Below are 17,135 nucleotides of genomic sequence, written 5' to 3' on the forward strand. Positions count from 1 at the left end.
GCGGGTGAGCTGGCCGAGGGCACGCTCATCGCGGTCGACGGTTCCACCGGTGAGCTCTTCGTGGACCCGAGCGAGGAGAAGAAGGCGGCGCTGACGAAGGCGGCCGCCGAGCGCAAGGCCGCGCTGGCGACGTCCAGCGGTCCGGGTGCGACCTCCGACGGGCACAAGGTGCCGCTGCTCGCCAATGTCGGCGGTCCGGCGGACGTGCCGGCGGCGGTGGAGGCCGGTGCCGAGGGTGTCGGTCTGTTCCGTACGGAGTTCCTCTTCCTGGACGACAGCAAGAAGGCTCCGTCCGAGGAGAAGCAGGTCGAGGCGTACCGCAAGGTTCTCGAGGCGTTTCCCGAGGGCCGTGTGGTCGTGCGGGTGCTCGACGCGGGTGCCGACAAGCCGCTGGACTTCCTGACTCCGGTGGACGAGCCGAACCCGGCGCTCGGTGTGCGGGGTCTGCGGTCGCTGCTCGACCACCCGGAGGTGCTGCGGACGCAGCTGACCGCGCTGGCGAAGGCGGCCGAGGGGCTGCCGGTGTACCTCGAGGTCATGGCGCCGATGGTGGCCGACCGTACGGACGCGAAGGCGTTCGCCGACGCGTGCCGTGAGGCGGGGCTGCGGGCGAAGTTCGGTGCGATGGTCGAGATTCCCTCGGCCGCGCTGCGGGCGCGCTCGATCCTGCAGGAGGTCGAGTTCCTGTCGCTGGGCACGAACGACCTGGCGCAGTACACCTTCGCGGCCGACCGTCAGGTCGGTGCGGTGTCGCGGCTCCAGGACCCGTGGCAGCCGGCGCTGCTCGACCTGGTGGCGCTGTCCGCCGAGGCGGCCAAGGCCGAGGGCAAGAGCTGTGGTGTCTGTGGCGAGGCCGCTTCGGATCCGCTGCTCGCCTGTGTGCTGACCGGTCTGGGGGTCACCTCCCTGTCCATGGGTGCGGCGTCCATTCCGTATGTGCGGGCGACGCTGGCCAAGTACACGCTGGCGCAGTGCGAGCGGGCCGCGGCCGCGGCTCGTGCAGCGGACACGGCGCACGATGCGCGCATTGCCGCGCAGGCGGTGCTGTCCGGGGAGTGATTCCCCGAGGTGGTCGATGAAGGGGCTTTCCGTCACGTGGTGGCGGGGAGCCCCTTCGTCGTGTCGGGGTCAGTGGTGGGTGGTCCAGTCGTCGTCGGGGCCGGGGGCGAGGGGGAGGCCGGCTCGGTACTCGACGCCCGGTTCCGGGGAGAGGGGTTCGCCGGTGCGGGCGTCGGTGCAGTAGGCGGCGAAGACCTCGGCCTCGGTGAGGGGGGTCAGGATGCCGTCGGTGAGGCGCCAGCCGTGGAGCCGGTCGGGGGCGCCGGGGGTGGTGGTGCGCAGGACGACTCCGCCGGGTGACGCGAGGGCGATGCCGGTGGCGAGGACGGCGGTGAACTCCGGTCCTGTGGCGTCGTCGGGTGGTGTGGTGCCGTGGGTGTGGAGGACGGCGAGGAGCTGGTCGTCGGCGGCCTGGACGCTGCAGACGAGGTGGTGGGTGCCGGGGCCCGCGGCTTCGAGGAGTCGTAGGAGCAGACCGGTCGCCCGCTCGTACGCGGCTTTGCCGATGTCCTTGCCGCAGCCGGCGCAGTCGCCGGCGGTGGCGAGGACGGTGGTGGCGTACTCCCAGGTGGCCTGTCGGACGGCGGTGTCGACGAGCTCGGGGAGGAGGGTGGTGAGGGGCTGGCCGGTGTAGGTGACGCGGGCGCCGGTGGTGGCCAGGTGGGCGGTGAAGCGGCTGCGGCTCGTGGGGTGGTCGGGGTCGGTGCCGGTCTCGGCGCACCAGGCCGCGTACTCCTCGGGGTCGAAGAGGGTGACGGTGGTGTGGCCGCCCTGGGTCGCGAGGGTCTTGAGGAGGGCCTCGATCTGCCGCAGGTAGGTGGTGTGGTCGTCGAAGGCGAAGGTGCGGTACTGCCGCATGGCGGCGAAGTCCTGTTCGTCGGCGAGGAGGCCGACGGTGCTGGGGACCTCGCGGCGCAGGGCGCGGCGGAGGTGTGCGGTGGTGGTGCCGGTGCGGGTCATGTCTCCCCCTGGTGACGCTCCGATCAGTGCTCACTCACCGTAACCTTCGGCACTGACAGTGACGGTCCGGGTTCGGTGAGGCGGCGGCGGACGAGGCGGTTCTGGGCGGCGGCGGTGGCGACCAGGGTGGCGCCGAGGAGGGGCCAGGCGAGGGGGCCCGCGGAGACGATGCCGGTCACGAGGAGGGGGCCGGCGAAGCGCTGGGTGGACTGGGCGAGGCCGTGGACTCCGAGGTAGGCGCCCTGGGCGTCGCCGGGGGCGAGGGCGACGGAGAGCTCCCAGGAGGCCATGGTGTGGACCATCTCGGCAAAGGTGAGGGCGACGGTGGCCGTGATCAGGGCGGCGATCGCAAGGGTGCGGCCGCCGAGGGCGGAGACGGCGAGGGCGAGCGTGGCGACGATGAAGAGGGCTGCCAGGGGGCCGAGGAGGCGGCGGGCGGCGTCGGTGGTGGCGCCGAAGCGGGAGAGCGGGACCTGGAAGAGCACGACGAGGGCGCTGTTGACCACCATCAGGAGGGGTGCGAGGCCGACCGGGGCTTCGGTGGCGTGGACGAGCCAGAGGGGCAGGGCGACCTGGATGAGCGAGTCGTGGAGGAAGAAGACGGCCTCGCCGGCGGTGAAGGCGAGGAAGCCGCGGTCGCGCCAGGGGTTGGCGGGCTTGGCGGTGGGGGTCGGGTCGGTGGAGGCGGCGGCGACGCGGGAGGTGGTGGGGGCCGGGGGTTCGGCGCAGCGGAGGGTGAGGGTGGCCATCACGAGGTAGGACAGCGCGTCGCCCACGAGCAGGAGTTGGAAGGCGGTGGTGGAGCCGACGGCGAGCGCGGCGGCGGCGCCGAGGCCGCCGAGGGTCCAGCCGAGGTTGGAGGCGGTGCGGTTGATGGCCTGGTAGCGGACGCGGTCGGGGCCGGCGACGCGGGCCGCGTAGAGCTTGGTGAGGACGTTGGTGGCGCGGTCGGGGAGGGCGCCGGCTGCGGAGAAGAGGACGAGCAGCAGGTAGTTGTCGGTGGTGAGGAGGGCGAGGAGGGCGGCGGCGCGGAGGAGTTGGGTGCAGATGATGACGCGGACGAGGGGGAAGCGGTCGGCGAGGCGGCCGCCGAGGGGGGCGCCGGCGATGCCCGCGGCGCCGGAGAGGGCGATGAGGAGGCCGACCTGGCCGAGGCCGAGGCCGGTGACGTAGGTGAAGTAGAGGGCCATGGCCGTGGACCAGAGTCCGGTGCCGCACTTGTCGATGAAGGTGACGAGAAGCATGCGGCGGCCGTCGGTGCCGCCGGGGATGCGGTCCTTGAGGGGTGGGCGGGCGGGTCGGGTGGTGCTGCGGCTCATGGGTCCCCCTTGCGAACTTCTTTGTATTGATACATAATTGACTACGTGGCAGCACAATATGCGATCGAAGGGGCGACGGCCAAGGGGATTGCCGCGTCCGTGGAGCGGGGCGTGTCCGAGGGCGGGCTCGCCCCGGGCGATGCCCTGCCGCCGGTGCGGCGGCTCGCCGAGGAGCTGGGGGTGAGTCCGGGGACCGTCGCGACGGCCTACAAGGAGTTGCGGCAGCGGGGGTTGATCGTCACGCGCGGGCGTGGCGGGACCGTGGTGGCCGAGGTGCCGTCCATGGCCTCCCGGCGGCCGCCGCGCGTGCCCGCCGGTCTGGTGGACCTGTCCGCCGGGTTTCCCGACCCGGCCTTCCTCCCCGTGCTCCGGCCCCCGGCGGCCGTCGCCCCGGTGTACGGGTCCCATCGCGCCGCGCCGCGGCTCGCGCACCTGGAGGCGCTGACCCGGGCGTGGTTCGAGCGGGACGGGGTGCCGGCGGAGCATGTGACGTTCGCCCACGGCGCCCTGGACTGCATCGCGCGACTCCTTTCGACGGAGCTGCGGCCCGGCGACTCCGTGGCGGTGGAGGACCCCGGGTTCCACCATGTGCTCGACCTGGTGCCCGCGTTGGGGCTGCGGGCGGTCCCGGTGGCCGTGGACGGCGAGGGGCTCGTACCGGAGTCGCTGCGGGCCGCGCTGCGGGGCGGGGTGCGCGCGGTGGTGTGCAGCCCGCGCGGGCAGTGTCCGACGGGGGCGTTCTTCACGCGCGCGCGGAGGGACGAACTGGTGGAAGTGCTCCGGGAGTTCCCCGAGGTGCTCGTCGTCGAGGACGACCACAACGCGGAGGTCGGCGGGGCCGCGGCGTACACGCTCGCCGCGGCCGGGCTCGACCGGTGGGCGCAGGTGCGGACCGCTTCGAAGCACCTCGGCATCGACCTGCGCTGGGCCGGGGTGGCGTGCGACGCGGTGACGCTGGCGCGGCACGACCGGCGGATGGTGATGACCTCGGGCTGGGTCAGCCACGTCCTGCAGGAGACGGTGGCCGACCTGCTCGCCGACGGGGCCGTACGGGACCTGGTGGCGGCGGGCGAGGAGGCGTACGCGGAACGGCGCTCGGCGCTGCTCGGCGCGCTCGGCTCGTACGGGATCCGTGCGGTCGGGGCGAGCGGCCTGAACGTGTGGGTGCCCGTGCGGGACGAGTCCGCGGTCGTCAACGGGCTGCGGACGCAGGGCTGGTGGGTCGCCGCGGGGGCGCGGTTCCGCATCGCGGCTCCGCCTGCGGTACGCATCACGACGGCCACGCTCGCGCCGGCCGACGCCCTGCGCCTTGCGGCGGACTTCGCCGAGGTCCTGGGGGACGCGCAGGCGACGTACGGCGGGTGACGGGCCGGGCCGGTGCGGCGCCGGGTGGCCCCGCTGGTGGGGCGCGTGCGTGACGTCGTGACGTGCGGACGCTCCGGGGCGGGCGTGGGCCTGCCCCGGAGCGTCCGACGGAGGGGTCAGCGGGTGCGGAAGGCGCCCAGCTGGGTCTGGGTGAGGGTGTTGCCCCGGGTGTCGGTGAGTTCGGCGCGGAGCGAGACGGTCCGGCCGGAGGCCGGGGTGCGGAAGGCCATCTGGCCGTCGATGACGGGGACGCGGGTCCAGGTGGTGCCGTTGTCGACGGACGTCGACACCGTCAGGGACCGGACGCCGGTCCCGGCGGCCGCGCCCTGGACGGTGACCGGCACGCGGAGCAGGGTGCCCGCCGGGGCGGTGCCGTCGAGGGCGAGGTCCGGGGCGAAGCGGACGGTGCTCAGGGGCAGGGCGGTGGGCCGGGTGGTGGCGGCCGAGGTGAAGGTCCAGGCGGCGGTGACGCGCCCGCTCGACGCCGTGCCGTCGCCCCGGGTCGCCGAGGCGGTCAGCCGGTACGAGGCCGTTCCGGGGGTGGTGGTGAACTCGGCGCGGCCGGGCTCGCCCCGGCGGGTGCCGATCAGGACGCCGTCGCGGTGGAGCGTGGTGGTCGCGCTGTGGAAGCGCGGTGCGCTCGGCGCGTGGCCGTCCCCGTCGGCGAGGAGCGGGACGTCGAGCGCGATCCTGTTGCCGTCGCGGACGCCGGCCGGACGGGCGCCGGGCGTGGTGTCGAGCGCGGGGCCGAAGACGGCGTTGTCGAAGGTGCGCGTGGTGGTCGCGCCCGCGTGAACCGCGATTCCGTTCGCGACGTAGCGGTTGGGCGGCGTCTCGGGGGCGGCCGGGCCGGTGTATTCGACGTCCCAGCGGCCCCGCTCCGGATTGACCATGACGGTCGCGGTGGCGGAGGGCTCGAGGGGCTGGGCGAGACCGACGGTGGGGCCCGCGCTGGGCTGGACGGAGACGAACCCGGTTCCGGTCGCGCCCTCGGCGGCCGCTCCGCGGATCTTGACGGTGGCCAGCCCGCCGGCCGCCGGGTGGCGGACGAGGCCGGTCAGGGCGCGGTCGGAGGTGAAGGTGTAGCCGAGCCCGTAGTCGGCGCGCGCACCGGACCAGTAGGTGTCGAACCACTCCTTGACCGAGCCCGCTTCGGAGGCCGGGCCGAGGTGGGCCACGCGCAGGCCCTCTCGGGCCGTCATGATGTTCGCGGAGCGGGTGGTCCCCTCGTGGGTGACCTCGACGAACCCGATGCTGTTCAGGTAGCGGGCGCCCGACTCGGGCGGGCGGACGTCCACCGGGGCGGTCGTCCGGGCGTCGACGGTGACGGTCGTGTCGCCGTTCAGGTCCAGGCGGGGCTGGACGACCCAGTCGGTGCCGGTGGCCGGATCGGAGCCGTACAGCGTGGAGTCGAGCAGGTAGCGGCCCTTGGGCAGGCGGACGGTGACCGTGCCGGACGCGTCGTAGGGCGCGGCCTCCTGCTGCGCGCCGGGGCCCGAGATGCCGGTGACGTGGGTGCTGTAGCCGCCGGTGGCGGCGCCCGCGCGGTCCAGGTGCCGGATCGTCAGGGCGTACGTCTCGGGGGCGCCGCTCGCCGCCACGGCGGTCGGGGGCAGGGCGGAGAGGGTCGTGCCGGCGAGGACTCCGGCGAGGGCGAGGGTGCGCAGGACGGTGCAGCGGCCGAGGGCGTTGCGGCCGACGGTGTTGCAGGGCGTGCCGCCTGATGTCGAGGAATCGTTCATGCCCAGCACTGCTCGCGGCGGGCGGGGCGTTCCCGTGACCTGGGCCACATCGGGCGGGGCTGTGGTCCAGGTCACGGGAACCCAGGCGAACCGGCGCCCAGTGCCAGATGTGGAATCACCTATGAGAGATCGTTTCCGCGCCGGGGACCCCGCGGCGCTCGGAGAGGCGTACGACGAGCACGCACGCGTGCTGTACCACTACGCCTACCGGGTGTGCGGGGACCGGGCGGCCGCGGAGGACGTCGTGTCCGCCGCGTTCCTCGAGGCCTGGCGCTGCCGCGGGAAGGTGCACGCCGACGGCGGCAGCCTGCGCCCGTGGCTCCTTGGCATCGCGACCAACATCATGCGCGGGGCGGCCCGCGAGGCGCGCCGACGGGACGCGGCGCTGGCCAGGATCCCCGAGCGCGGTGTCCTGCCGGACTTCGCCGACGACGTCCTCGCCCGGATGACGGACGGGGAGCAGATCCGTGCCGCCCGCGTGGCGCTCGGCAGGCTCAGGCGGCGTGAGCGCGAGGTCTTCACGCTCGTGGTGTGGGCGGGTCTGGACTACGCGGCGGCCGGGGAGGCCCTCGGCATCCCGGTCGGCACCGTCCGCTCCCGGCTGTCCCGGGCCCGTGAACGGCTCCGGAAGCTCGCCGAGGCCGAACTGCGCGCGGGGCGGCGCCGGGAGCGGTCCGCCGCTGCGGCGGTCCGCTCGACCGGGCGGGCCACCGCCGCGCCCCACCCCCTGGACTCCCCCGCTTCCGCGCCCCAGCCCCTCGCCGTACCCGGCTCTGTCGCCGTCCGCCCGGCCCTCGCGCCCCGACCCACCCCGGAGAACCAGGCATGAACGCCTTCGCCCCCCGCCCGCCGCACGCCGACGCGGACGAGCTCCTGCGCGCCGAGCTGACCGAGCTGCTGCCTCCGCCGCCGGTGCCCGATCTGACGGCGGAGCGGAACCAGCACCTCAGGCACGCCGTCCTGCGGACCGCCCTGGCCGCGGGGGACGGCGCGGCCGCCCGCCCGGTGCGGGCGCACCGGCCGCGCCAGGGGCTCCGGCTCGGCTGGATCGCCGCGCCGATGGCCGCCTGCGCGGTCGTCGCCGGAGTCGCCGTGCTCGCCCCCCGGGACGCGCCGGGCGGGTCCCCCGGCCACGTCTCGGCCGGGCAGTCCACCTCGCCCGAAGCCGTGCAGGTCCTGTCCGGTGCCGCGCTCGCCGCGGCCGCCGCTCCCGCCCCGGACGCCCGGCCCGGGGAGTACGTCTACGTCAAGAGCCTCGTCGCCCACGCGGGGCGCGGCGCGGCCGGCGGTCGCGCCACGCTGCCGCCCGCGCATCAGCGCGAGGTGTGGCTCTCCGTCGACGGCAGCCGGCCGGGGCTGCTGCGCGAGCCGGGTGCCGCCGACACGGAACTCGGCGCCGAGGCGCCCGTGTACGAGCTGGACGGTCCCGGGGCCACCCCCCGGAAGACCACCCTGGAGACGGCGCCGCCCTCCGTCACGAACCCGACCCACGCGTACGTGGCGACGCTCCCCACCGATCCCGAAGCGCTGCTGCGTCTGGTCCGGGACCAGACGCGCGCGGGCGAGGGCGACGCCGATCAGCGGGCGTTCACCGCGATCGGGACCCTCCTCGCCGAGACCTGGGCTCCGCCGAAGGTCACCGCCGCGCTGTACGAGGCGGCGGCGCGGATCCCCGGGGTGACCGTCCTGCCGTCCGCGAAGGACGCGGCCGGTCGCGAGGGCGTCGCCGTGGCCCGTACCGCCCACGGCGAGCAGACACAGTGGATCTTCGACCGGACGACGTCGGCGTTCCTCGGTGAGCGCACCGTCCTCACCGAGACCACGTCGGCCGGGCGGGCCGGGACGGTCCTGGGGGTCTCGGCGGTGCTCGCCAAGGCCGCCGCCCCCGCGCCGGGCGAGCTGCCGAAGGGCTAGCTCGAACGAGGGGCCCGCCGATCCGGTTCGGATCGGCAGGCCCCTCTCATGACGCGGTTCAGCCGCGGCGGTTGGCCGCCAGGGTCTCGTAGAAGTGGAGCAGGCCGAGGTCGTCGACCGAGCCGGCGTTGACGGCCTTGGCCAGGGGGGTGCCCTGGAGGAGGCGCTTGACCGGGACCTCGATGCGCTTGCCCGTGAGGGTGTGCGGGACGCCCGGGACCTCGATGATCTCGTCGGGGACGTGACGCGGGGAGAGTTCGCTGCGGATCGTCCGCTTGATGCGGTCGATCAGCTCGTCGTCCAGGGTGACGCCCTCCACGAGGTGCACGAAGAGCGGCATCCAGTATCCGCCGTCCGGTTCCTCCAGGCCGATGACCAGGGACTCGCGGATCTCGGGGAGGCGCTCGACGGCCTCGTAGATATCGGCGCTCCCCATCCGGACGCCCTGGCGGTTCAGGGTGGAGTCGGAGCGGCCGTGGATGACGACCGAGCCGTGGTCCGTGATCGTGATCCAGTCTCCGTGGCGCCAGACGCCCGGGAACATCTCGAAGTAGCTGTCGCGGTAGCGGCTGCCGTCGGGGTCGTTCCAGAAGTGGATCGGCATGGACGGCATGGGGTTGGTGACGACGAGTTCGCCGACCTCGCCGATCAGGGGCTTCCCGGAGGGGTCCCAGGACTGGAGGTCGGTGCCGAGGCCCGCGGCCTGGAGCTCGCCGATGTGGACGGGCAGCGTGGGGACGGCGCCCGCGAAGCAGGAGCAGACGTCCGTGCCGCCGCTGACGGAGGCGATCCACAGGTTCTCGCGGACCTCGTCGTGGAGCCAGCGGAAGCCGTCGGGGGGCAGCGGGGAGCCGGTGGTGGCGACGCACTTCACGGCGGAGAGGTCGAAGTCCCGGCCGGGGTGGACGTCCGCCTTGGCGCAGGCCATCACGTACGCGGCGGAGGTGCCGTAGAGGGTGGCGCGGGTGCGTTCGGCGACCCGCCACTGGGCCGCGGTGTCGGGGTAGCCGGGGCTGCCGTCGTACAGGACGACGGTCGTACCGGTGAGGAGGCCGGAGACGAGGAAGTTCCACATCATCCAGCCGGTGGAGGTGTACCAGAAGAACACGTCCTCGGGGCCGAGGTCGCAGTGCAGGCCCAGCTGCTTGACGTGCTCGACGAGGATGCCGCCCTGGGACTGGACGATCGCCTTCGGCAGGCCGGTCGTGCCGGAGGAGTACAGGACCCACAGCGGGTGCGAGAACGGCACCTGCTCGTAGACCGGCTCGACGTCGGCGGCGACCAGGTCGTCCCAGGCGAGGGTGCCTTCGGGGGCCGGGGTGCCGAGGAGCGGGATGTGGACGACGGCGCGGAGGGTGGGGAGCTCGGCGCGCAGTTCGGCGACGGTGTCGCGGCGGTCGTGCTCCTTGCCGCCGTAGCGGTAGCCGTCGACGGTGAAGAGGACGACCGGCTCGACCTGCTGGAAGCGGTCGAGGACGCTGCGGGCGCCGAAGTCCGGGGCGCAGGAGGTCCACACGGCGCCGACCGCGGCGGTGGCGAGGAGCGCGACGACGGACTGCGGGACGTTGGGCAGGTAGCCGCTGACGCGGTCGCCGGGGTTCACGCCGAGGGCGCGCAGTTCGGCGGCGAGGGAACCGACCTGGCGGCGGAGCTCGCCCCAGGTGATCGGCGTCGGCTCATGTGTCTCGTCCACATGGAGCAGGGCCGTGTCATGGGGGCGCTCGTCGGCGGCGCGCAGGGCGTGCTCGGCGTAGTTGAGGGTGGCTCCGGGGAACCAGTCGGCGCCGGGCATGGAGCGGTCGCCGAGTACCCGCTCGTACGGGGTCGAGAAGCGGAGGTCGAACCACTCGACGACGGCCTGCCAGAAGGCTTCGAGTTCCTCGACCGACCAGCGGTGGAGCGCCGGGTACCCGCCCTCGGCGGGGGCGCCGTGGTGCTCGGCGGCCCAGGCCTGGAAGCGGGTGACGGCTGCCGTGGCGATGCGTTCCTCGTCCGGCTGCCAGAGGGGCTCGGTCGGCGCTGCTGATGTCATTTGGGGCTGCTCCCTGGCTGTACGCGGGTCTGCGTGTGTCCTGCGCACGTGCTGGGGTGTGCGCGTGACGCGGCTGACAGGACGATGCCATGTGATCGTCATTCGCACCAGGTCTGCCCGCCCATGGTCAGGCAGTTGAACATGTGCTCCCACCACGGGTGAACGGCAGCTGAACGGAGCCGGTTCGGCCTCCGGCGGATGGCAGGGTGAGCTGCATGAACGGTCGGGAACTGGTGCGTTCGATGAAGGTGTTCGGTTCGGTGCAGGGTCTGCGGGCGGTGCGGTCGGCGTGGCGGCAGCGCCGTACGGATGCGTGGGGGCTGCCGCCCCGGGGGGCGGAGCGGGCCAGGGTGCCGGGGCTCGCGGTGGAGGCGGAGGCGGCTCCGGGCGGGGGGACCGTCCGGTTCGCCCGGTCCTCGCTCCTGATCCGCGTGTCGTCGGGCGGGACGGTGTTCTGGGGGTGGGACGGGGCCGAACCGCTCCCCTCGTACGCCCTGGCCGGCGAGGCGCCCGACGCGGATCCGCGGGCCTCCCTCGAACCGGACACCGACGGCGGGTGGCGGATCGTGTCGGAACGGGTGACGGTGACGGTCTCCCGGCACGGAACGGTGGAGCTCCGGACTCCGGGCGGGGTGCTGCTCCGCCGGGACCTGCCGCCGCGCTGGTGGGAGCCGGTGGCGGGCCCGGAGGACGGCGCGGTGGCGGGTGACGGCGCCGGGGCGGTCTCCCCGGGGGCCGCGCGCTGGGTGCAGCGCAGCGAGGTGCCGGCCGACGCCCGGTTCTTCGGGCTCGGCGGGCGGTCGGCGGGGCCGCGCCTGCGGGACGGCTCGTACCGGCTGTGGAACACCGACCCCAAGGGCGCTTTCGGCCCCGGGGACGATCCGCTCTACATCACCATGCCCGTCCAGTTCGTGGTCTCGGACGCCGGTACGCACCTGGCGTTCCACGACAACTCCTGGGACGGCCGGGTCACCCTGGCCGAGGGCGAGGAGGGGGCCGGGTCCGGGCACGACCGGCCGGGCACCAGTGAGGTGCGGATGACGGGCGGGCCGCTGCGCTGCTGGGTGGTCGTCGGCACCCCCGCGCGCGTGCTGCACGGCTGGGCGGCGCTGACGGGCGCGCCGGCGCTGCCGCCGTCCTGGGCGCTCGGGCCGCAGCACGCGCGCTGGGGCTTCGGCAGCGCGCGCGAGGTGCGGCGGGTGGTGGCCGGGTACCGGGAGCGTGGGCTGCCGCTGTCCGCCGTCCACCTGGACATCGACCACTACGACGGGCACCGGGTGTTCACGGTCGACCGGGAGCGGTTCCCCGATCTGCCGGGGCTCGCGGAGGAGCTGCGGGAGCAGGGCGTGCGCCTGGTGTCGATCGTGGACCCGGCGGTGAAGGCGGAACCGGGCGACCCGGTGTACGACGGCGGGTCGGCGGTCGACGCCTTCGTCAAGGACGCGCGGGGGCAGGAGGTGCGCGGGGTGGTGTGGCCCGGCGAGTGCGCCTACCCGGACTTCACCGATCCGGCGGTACGGGAGTGGTGGGGCGGCCTGTACGAGGAGCGGCTGCGGCAGGGCTTCGCCGGGGTGTGGCACGACATGAACGAGCCGGTGTCCTTCGTCCCCTTCGGCGACCCGACGCTGCCGCGTTCGGCGCGGCACGCGCTCGAGGGCCGGGGCGGCGACCACCGGGAGGCGCACAACGTGTACGGGCTCGCGATGGCCCGGGCCGGGTACGAGGGGCTGCGCCGGCTGCGGCCGGACGAGCGGCCGTTCCTGTTCTCGCGCTCCGGCTGGGCGGGGATGCAGCGGTACGGGGGCACCTGGTCCGGCGACGTGTCGACGGGGTGGCCGGGGCTGCGGGCCTCGCTCTCCCTGGTCCTGGGCCTGGGGCTGTGCGGGGTGCCCTATTCGGGTCCTGACGTGGGCGGTTTCGACGGCAGTCCGTCGCCGGAGCTGTTCCTGCGCTGGTACCAGCTGGGCGCGTGGCTCCCCCTCTTCCGTACGCACGCGGCGATCGACGCGGGGCGGCGCGAGCCCTGGGAGTTCGGGCCCGAGGTCCTGGAGCACGCGCGCGTGGCGCTGGCCGAACGGGAGCGGCTGCGGCCGTACTTCACGACCCTTGCCCGGCTGGCCCGGATGACGGGCGCGCCGTATGTGCGTCCGGTGTGGTGGGGGACGCCCGAGGACCGGGTGCTGCGCGACTGCGAGGACGCGTTCCTCCTCGGCGACGCGCTGCTCGTGGCCCCGGTCCTGACGCGGGGCGCGGACCGCCGGGCGGTACGGCTGCCGCGCGGGCGCTGGTACGACACGGCGACGGGGCGGGCGTACGAGGGTCCGGGGCAGGTCCTGCTCGACGCGCCGCTCTCCCGGGTGCCGGTCCTGGCCCGGGCGGGGGCCGTGCTCCCCGTGCGGGGCGAGGGGGACGACCTGGTCCTGGAGGTGTGGGCGCCGGCCGCGGGGCGGACCGGTGGCGGGCTCGTGGTGCGGGACACCGGGGACGGCTGGGAGTCGGCCGCGATCGAGCGGTACCAGTCGCGGCTCGTGGACGGCCGGGTGGTGGTGGAGCGCGTCACGGACGACGGGGTGGAGGAGGCGGGGCTGCCGGTGGTGGTGCGGGGCGGTCACCCGTAGGCGCCGCCGAACCACTTCCGTACCGCCTCCGTGTGGAGCGGGAAGGCCAGTTCCGCCGGTGCCTTGAGGACGTGGTGGCCGCTCGTCTCGTCCGTCGGGGCCGACGGCGGGAGTTCTGCGGCAGGGCGGGCCGGCAGGAGGCCGAAGAGGAGGAGGTGGCCGGCCGGGGAGCTCAGCGCGTCGGCGAGGCGGACCTCCTCGGCCGAGGCCGGGATGCCGGTCTCCTCGCGGAGTTCGCGGGCGACGGCGGCGCGCCAGTCCTCGCCGTGGTCGATGAAGCCGCCGGGCAGGGCCACTCCGCCCCGCGCGGGTTCGATGGTGCGGGTGATGACGAGGAGGCCCGTCCCCGTCACAGCGGTGACGGGGAGGAGGGCGACGGCGACGGGCAGCGGGTTGCGGTAGGCGGTGTGGCCGCAGGCCGGGCAGGTGCGGGGCCAGCCGGCGTCGGCCGGGTAGGCGGCGCCGCAGGAGGAGCAGTGGGAGTCCTTCACGGCCCGACCGTATGCGATCACCCTTTCCCGGCGCTGCCGGAACTGGTAGACGGTGCGCATGACTGGACTCGCAACCGCCCTCCGTACCCTCGCCGTCACGGCCGCGGCCGGGCTGCTCGCCGTCACCGGCGCCGTCGCCGCGCCCGCTCCCCCGGCCTCGGCCGCGCCGGAGCCCAAGGCGCCGCGGGAGTTCGTGGCCCTGAGCTCCGTGGACCCGACGATCCTCCAGGAGATGCGCTACACGACCGAGCACAACTTCGTCGGCGAGCCGGTGGACGGCTACCGGCAGCCGCTGTGCATCCTGACCCGCCCCGCGGCCGAGGCGCTGCACCGCGCGCAGGTCCGGCTGCTCGCCCGCGGGTACACGCTGAAGGTGTACGACTGCTACCGGCCGCAGCGGGCCGTGGACCACTTCGTGCGCTGGGCGAAGGACCTGGAGGACGAGCGGATGAAGAAGGAGTTCTATCCGCTCGTCGACAAGTCGAGGCTGTTCGCGGACGGTTACATCGCGGAGAAGTCGGGGCACAGCCGGGGTTCGACGGTGGATCTGACGATCGTGCGGCTTCCGGCGGTGCCCACGCGCGCGTACGTACCGGGTGAGGAGCTGGTGGACTGCTCCGCGCCGCAGGAGGAGCGCTTTCCGGACAATTCCGTGGACATGGGCACCGGCTTCGACTGCTTCGACACCCTCTCGCACACCGACGATCCGCGGATCGGGGGCGAGCAGCGGGCCAACCGCGATCTGCTGAGGGGAGCGCTCGGCAAGCAGGGCTTCGTGAACCTGCCCGAGGAGTGGTGGCACTTCACGTTCAAGCCCGAGCCGTTCCCGGCCACCTTCTTCGACTTCCCGGTGGCGCGGAGGTCGGTGGCCGGGCACTGAGGCACCGGGCCCTTCTCAGTACCGGCCTCCCATGACACACTTCTGACGCTTCGTCAGATCACGGGAGGTCCCGATGGCACGGACGCGCAGACCGGTGGTGGCCGGGTGGTTCACCGACGACACCGTGCCGGAGGCGGAGTTCCGGCTGCTCGGCACCCGCTGCACGGCCTGCGCGTCGGTCTTCTTCCCCCGCGAGGACGACTGGTGCCGCAACCCCGGCTGCCCGGGCGGCGGCGAGCTGGCCGAGGTCCCGCTCTCGCCGCGCAGCCGGGTCTGGTCGTACACCGACGGCCGGTACCGTCCGCCCGCCCCGTACGTCTCCGACCCGGACGCGCCCTGGGAGCCGTACACCCTGGTCGCCGTCGAGCTCGCGGCCGAGGCGATGGTGGTGCTCGGGCAGGCGGCGCCCGGCGTGACGACGGCCGACCTCGCCGTCGGGACGGAGGTCGAGGTGGTGCCGGGGGTCCTGAACGAGGACGAGGAACACGTCTGGACCACCTGGAACTGGCGGCCGGTCACCACGGCGGATCGGGAGGAGCGGTCGTGAACGACATCGCCGTGCTCGGGGCCGGGATGCATCCCTGGGGCAAATGGGGACGGAGCTTCGTCTCGTACGGGACGGCCGCCGCCCGCGCCGCGCTCGCCGACGCCGGTCTTGAGTGGTCCGACGTCGGCTCGGTCGTCGGCGCCGACACCATGCGGTGCGGATACCCGGGGTACGTGGCGGGGGCGACCTTCGCCCAGGCCCTCGGCTGGCAGGGGGCGCGGGTCACCAGCGTGTACGCCGCCTGCGCCTCGGGCGCCCAGGCCATCGGGACCGCCCGGGCCCAGATCCTGGCGGGTCTCGCGGACGTGGTCCTGGTCGTCGGCGCGGACTCGACGCCGAAGGGCTTCCTCGCCCCGGCCGGCGGCGAGCGGCCCGGCGACCCGGACTGGCTGCGGTTCCGGGTGCTCGGGGCGACCAACCCGGCGTACTTCGCGCTCTACGCGCGCCGCAGGATGGCGCTGTACGGCGACACGGCCGAGGACTTCGCCCGGGTGAAGGTGAAGAACGCGGCGGCCGGCGCGCTCAATCCGCTGGCCCGCTACCGCGCGCGCGTGACGGCCGAAGAAGTCGCGGCCTCCGCCGTCGTCGCCGACCCGCTGCGGCTCCTCGACATCTGCGCCACCTCGGACGGGGGCGCCGCGCTCGTGCTGTCCAGCATGGAGTTCGCGCGCCGGCACGGGCACCCCGACCCGGTCCGGGTCCGGGCGGTCTCCACCGTCTCCCCCACGTACCCCAAGGCGGTGCTCGACCTCCCCGACATCGCGACCGACTCGGCGGCGGCCGTCTCCCCCGCCCCGCACGCCTTCCGCGCCTCGATCGCCCGCGCCGCCTACGAGGAGGCGGGGCTCGGGCCCGAGGACCTGTCCCTGGCGGAGGTGTACGACCTGTCCACCGCCCTGGAACTGGAGTGGTACGAGGACATCGGGCTCTGCGCGCCGGGCGAGGGCGCCAAGCTGCTGCGGGAGGGCGTGACGGCCCTCGGCGGACGCCTTCCGGTCAACACCAGCGGCGGCCTCGGCTCCTTCGGGGAGGCGGTGCCCGCCCAGGCGATCGCCCAGGTCTGCGAGCTGACCTGGCAGCTGCGCGGGACGGCGGGCGACCGACAGGTGCAGGGCGCGCGGGTCGGGATCACCGCGAACCAGGGCCTGTTCGGGCACGGTTCGGCGGTGGTGGCGGTGCGCTGACCGCCCGTGCGGTCACGTGGCGACCGGGCTCCGGTCCGCGAGGACGAGAGCGTGCTGCACGACCGCCACGAGCACGTTCTTCACGGACTCGCGGTCCCGGGCGTCACACATCAGCAGCTCCACCTCGGGGTCCAGGTCGAGCGCGCCGCGCACGCTCTCCGCCGGGAACCGCTGGGCGCCCTCGAAGCAGTTGACGGCCACCGTGAACGGGATGCCGCGCCGCTCGAAGTAGTCGATGGCGGCGAAGCTGTCCTCCAGGCGGCGGGTGTCCGCGAGGACGATGGCGCCCAGGGCCCCCTGGGCCAGCTCGTCCCAGAGGAACCAGAAGCGGTCCTGCCCCGGGGTGCCGAAGAGGTACAGGACGAGGTCCTCGCGCAGCGTGATCCGGCCGAAGTCCATGGCGACCGTGGTGGTCGTCTTGGTCTCGACGCCGTGCAGGTCGTCGACGGGCCGCCCCGCCTCGCTGAGGATCTCCTCGGTCCGCAGGGGCCTGATCTCGCTGACCGAGCCCACCAGCGTCGTCTTGCCGACCCCGAACCCGCCCGCGACGAGGATCTTCAGGGTCACCGGCTCGACGTACGGCTTGGTGCGGCTAGAGCGCCCGAAGGCCATTGATCACCTCGCGAAGGATGCTCACGTCCGGCAGCTCGGCCGGCGGAACGGGGCGGGTCACATGGACGAGTTCGTCCTCGACGAGATCGCCGACGAGCACCCGGACCACCCCGACGGGGAGGTCGAGTCCGGCGGCGAGCTCGGCGATCGACTGGGGCTGCTCGGAGCAGCGTTCGACGATCTCCACGTGTTCCGGGGAGAGCGTCTGGTCCCGGCCGGGGTCGTCGGCGGCAGGCTCGGGAACGACCAGCGCGATCAGGTCGAGCCGGTGGCGGGTGGCGGCACTGGTCCGGCCGCGGGTCATCGCGTACGGACGGACCACCGGCCCGGCCTCGTCGTCGAACCAGTGGTGGTGGCCGGGGGGCTGGCCCCTCTTCCGCTGGTTCTGCTCGGCTTCGTCACTCATGCCGTC

The 17,135-nt window shown here is 74.3% G+C and carries 15 protein-coding genes (1 of these 15 running past the window's edge); 8 read left to right on the forward strand and 7 right to left on the reverse strand.

Going from position 1 to position 17,135, the window contains the following annotated elements:
• On the forward strand, positions 1-1,059 hold the 3' portion of the coding sequence (gene ptsP / locus SVTN_RS06300; RefSeq protein ID WP_041128161.1) for a phosphoenolpyruvate--protein phosphotransferase. Its footprint begins 612 nt before the window's first position; only the last 1,059 of its 1,671 coding nucleotides appear in the window; its start codon lies beyond the left edge, outside the window; its stop codon occupies positions 1,057-1,059.
• A gap of 69 nt (positions 1,060-1,128) precedes the next feature.
• Here ptsP and SVTN_RS06305 read toward each other — a convergent pair whose 3' ends face one another.
• Positions 1,129-2,019 carry a hypothetical protein gene (locus SVTN_RS06305; protein WP_041128162.1) on the reverse strand — a complete coding sequence of 297 codons (891 nt, stop codon included), beginning with the start codon at positions 2,017-2,019 and terminating at the stop codon, positions 1,129-1,131.
• Between the two features lie 23 nt (positions 2,020-2,042).
• Complete coding sequence (locus SVTN_RS06310; RefSeq protein WP_281192303.1) at positions 2,043-3,338, reverse strand: MFS transporter; 1,296 nt, start codon at positions 3,336-3,338, stop codon at positions 2,043-2,045.
• A gap of 45 nt (positions 3,339-3,383) precedes the next feature.
• Here SVTN_RS06310 and SVTN_RS06315 point away from each other — a divergent pair, with 45 nt between their 5' ends.
• A complete protein-coding gene (locus tag SVTN_RS06315; protein WP_041128163.1) occupies positions 3,384-4,703 on the forward strand; it encodes an aminotransferase class I/II-fold pyridoxal phosphate-dependent enzyme in 1,320 nt (439 codons plus the stop codon).
• 116 nt (positions 4,704-4,819) lie between these two features.
• On the opposite strand, the gene SVTN_RS06320 is transcribed toward SVTN_RS06315, so the two are convergent.
• Entirely contained in the window at positions 4,820-6,445 is a 1,626-nt protein-coding gene (locus SVTN_RS06320; RefSeq protein ID WP_099055169.1) for a serine protease, read from the reverse strand.
• A 121-nt stretch (positions 6,446-6,566) separates the two neighbouring features.
• Between SVTN_RS06320 and SVTN_RS06325 the strand changes: the two genes are divergently transcribed.
• Positions 6,567-7,274: an RNA polymerase sigma factor gene (locus tag SVTN_RS06325; RefSeq protein WP_078908236.1), complete on the forward strand. Its 708-nt coding sequence runs from the start codon at positions 6,567-6,569 to the stop codon at positions 7,272-7,274.
• Positions 7,271-8,359 carry a CU044_5270 family protein gene (locus tag SVTN_RS06330; RefSeq protein ID WP_041128164.1) on the forward strand — a complete coding sequence of 363 codons (1,089 nt, stop codon included), beginning with the start codon at positions 7,271-7,273 and terminating at the stop codon, positions 8,357-8,359. The genes SVTN_RS06325 and SVTN_RS06330 overlap by 4 nt, the downstream gene beginning before the upstream one ends.
• 58 nt (positions 8,360-8,417) lie before the next feature.
• Here the strand turns inward: SVTN_RS06330 and SVTN_RS06335 are convergent, their stop codons facing one another.
• Entirely contained in the window at positions 8,418-10,391 is a 1,974-nt protein-coding gene (locus tag SVTN_RS06335) for an acetoacetate--CoA ligase (RefSeq protein WP_041128165.1), read from the reverse strand.
• A 215-nt stretch (positions 10,392-10,606) separates the two neighbouring features.
• On the opposite strand from SVTN_RS06335, the gene SVTN_RS06340 reads away from it, so the two are divergent.
• A complete protein-coding gene (locus SVTN_RS06340) occupies positions 10,607-13,009 on the forward strand; it encodes a glycoside hydrolase family 31 protein (protein WP_041128166.1) in 2,403 nt (800 codons plus the stop codon).
• On the opposite strand, the gene SVTN_RS06345 is transcribed toward SVTN_RS06340, so the two are convergent.
• Entirely contained in the window at positions 13,000-13,560 is a 561-nt protein-coding gene (locus SVTN_RS06345; RefSeq protein ID WP_052499003.1) for an NUDIX domain-containing protein, read from the reverse strand. The genes SVTN_RS06340 and SVTN_RS06345 overlap by 10 nt on opposite strands.
• On the opposite strand from SVTN_RS06345, the gene SVTN_RS06350 reads away from it, so the two are divergent.
• The 3 genes from SVTN_RS06350 to SVTN_RS06360 all read left to right on the forward strand — a co-directional run bounded on the left by SVTN_RS06350 (position 13,559) and on the right by SVTN_RS06360 (position 16,111).
• On the forward strand, positions 13,559-14,380 hold the full coding sequence (locus SVTN_RS06350; protein WP_041128167.1) for a M15 family metallopeptidase: 822 nt from the start codon (positions 13,559-13,561) through the stop codon (positions 14,378-14,380). The genes SVTN_RS06345 and SVTN_RS06350 overlap by 2 nt on opposite strands.
• A gap of 73 nt (positions 14,381-14,453) precedes the next feature.
• Positions 14,454-14,927, forward strand: coding sequence for a Zn-ribbon domain-containing OB-fold protein (locus SVTN_RS06355; RefSeq protein WP_041128168.1), 474 nt, complete (start codon positions 14,454-14,456; stop codon positions 14,925-14,927).
• A 26-nt stretch (positions 14,928-14,953) separates the two neighbouring features.
• Positions 14,954-16,111 (forward strand): lipid-transfer protein, encoded by a 1,158-nt coding sequence (locus SVTN_RS06360; RefSeq protein ID WP_041133657.1) that lies wholly within the window; start codon positions 14,954-14,956, stop codon positions 16,109-16,111.
• A 12-nt stretch (positions 16,112-16,123) separates the two neighbouring features.
• On the opposite strand, the gene SVTN_RS06365 is transcribed toward SVTN_RS06360, so the two are convergent.
• Both SVTN_RS06365 and SVTN_RS06370 read right to left on the reverse strand, forming a co-directional pair.
• Complete coding sequence (locus SVTN_RS06365) at positions 16,124-16,723, reverse strand: GTP-binding protein (RefSeq protein WP_041128169.1); 600 nt, start codon at positions 16,721-16,723, stop codon at positions 16,124-16,126.
• Complete coding sequence (locus SVTN_RS06370) at positions 16,704-17,129, reverse strand: DUF742 domain-containing protein (protein WP_041128170.1); 426 nt, start codon at positions 17,127-17,129, stop codon at positions 16,704-16,706. Before SVTN_RS06370 ends, SVTN_RS06365 begins: the two co-directional genes overlap by 20 nt.
• Between the last annotated feature and the right edge of the window lie 6 nt (positions 17,130-17,135).

The sequence above is a fragment of the Streptomyces vietnamensis genome, assembly GCF_000830005.1.
Lineage (GTDB): Bacteria > Actinomycetota > Actinomycetes > Streptomycetales > Streptomycetaceae > Streptomyces > Streptomyces vietnamensis.

Excerpts from the sequence above, each read along its gene's own strand:
- SVTN_RS06305 (WP_041128162.1), bottom strand. The coding sequence starts at position 2,019 with ATGACCCGCACCGGCACCACCACCGCACACCTCCGCCGCGCCCTGCGC.
- SVTN_RS06310 (WP_281192303.1), bottom strand. The coding sequence starts at position 3,338 with ATGAGCCGCAGCACCACCCGACCCGCCCGCCCACCCCTCAAGGACCGC.
- SVTN_RS06320 (WP_099055169.1), bottom strand. The coding sequence starts at position 6,445 with ATGAACGATTCCTCGACATCAGGCGGCACGCCCTGCAACACCGTCGGC.
- SVTN_RS06325 (WP_078908236.1), top strand. The coding sequence starts at position 6,567 with ATGAGAGATCGTTTCCGCGCCGGGGACCCCGCGGCGCTCGGAGAGGCG.
- SVTN_RS06330 (WP_041128164.1), top strand. The coding sequence starts at position 7,271 with ATGAACGCCTTCGCCCCCCGCCCGCCGCACGCCGACGCGGACGAGCTC.
- SVTN_RS06335 (WP_041128165.1), bottom strand. The coding sequence starts at position 10,391 with ATGACATCAGCAGCGCCGACCGAGCCCCTCTGGCAGCCGGACGAGGAA.
- SVTN_RS06340 (WP_041128166.1), top strand. The coding sequence starts at position 10,607 with ATGAACGGTCGGGAACTGGTGCGTTCGATGAAGGTGTTCGGTTCGGTG.
- SVTN_RS06350 (WP_041128167.1), top strand. The coding sequence starts at position 13,559 with ATGACTGGACTCGCAACCGCCCTCCGTACCCTCGCCGTCACGGCCGCG.
- SVTN_RS06345 (WP_052499003.1), bottom strand. The coding sequence starts at position 13,560 with ATGCGCACCGTCTACCAGTTCCGGCAGCGCCGGGAAAGGGTGATCGCA.
- SVTN_RS06355 (WP_041128168.1), top strand. The coding sequence starts at position 14,454 with ATGGCACGGACGCGCAGACCGGTGGTGGCCGGGTGGTTCACCGACGAC.
- SVTN_RS06360 (WP_041133657.1), top strand. The coding sequence starts at position 14,954 with ATGCATCCCTGGGGCAAATGGGGACGGAGCTTCGTCTCGTACGGGACG.
- SVTN_RS06365 (WP_041128169.1), bottom strand. The coding sequence starts at position 16,723 with ATGGCCTTCGGGCGCTCTAGCCGCACCAAGCCGTACGTCGAGCCGGTG.
- SVTN_RS06370 (WP_041128170.1), bottom strand. The coding sequence starts at position 17,129 with ATGAGTGACGAAGCCGAGCAGAACCAGCGGAAGAGGGGCCAGCCCCCC.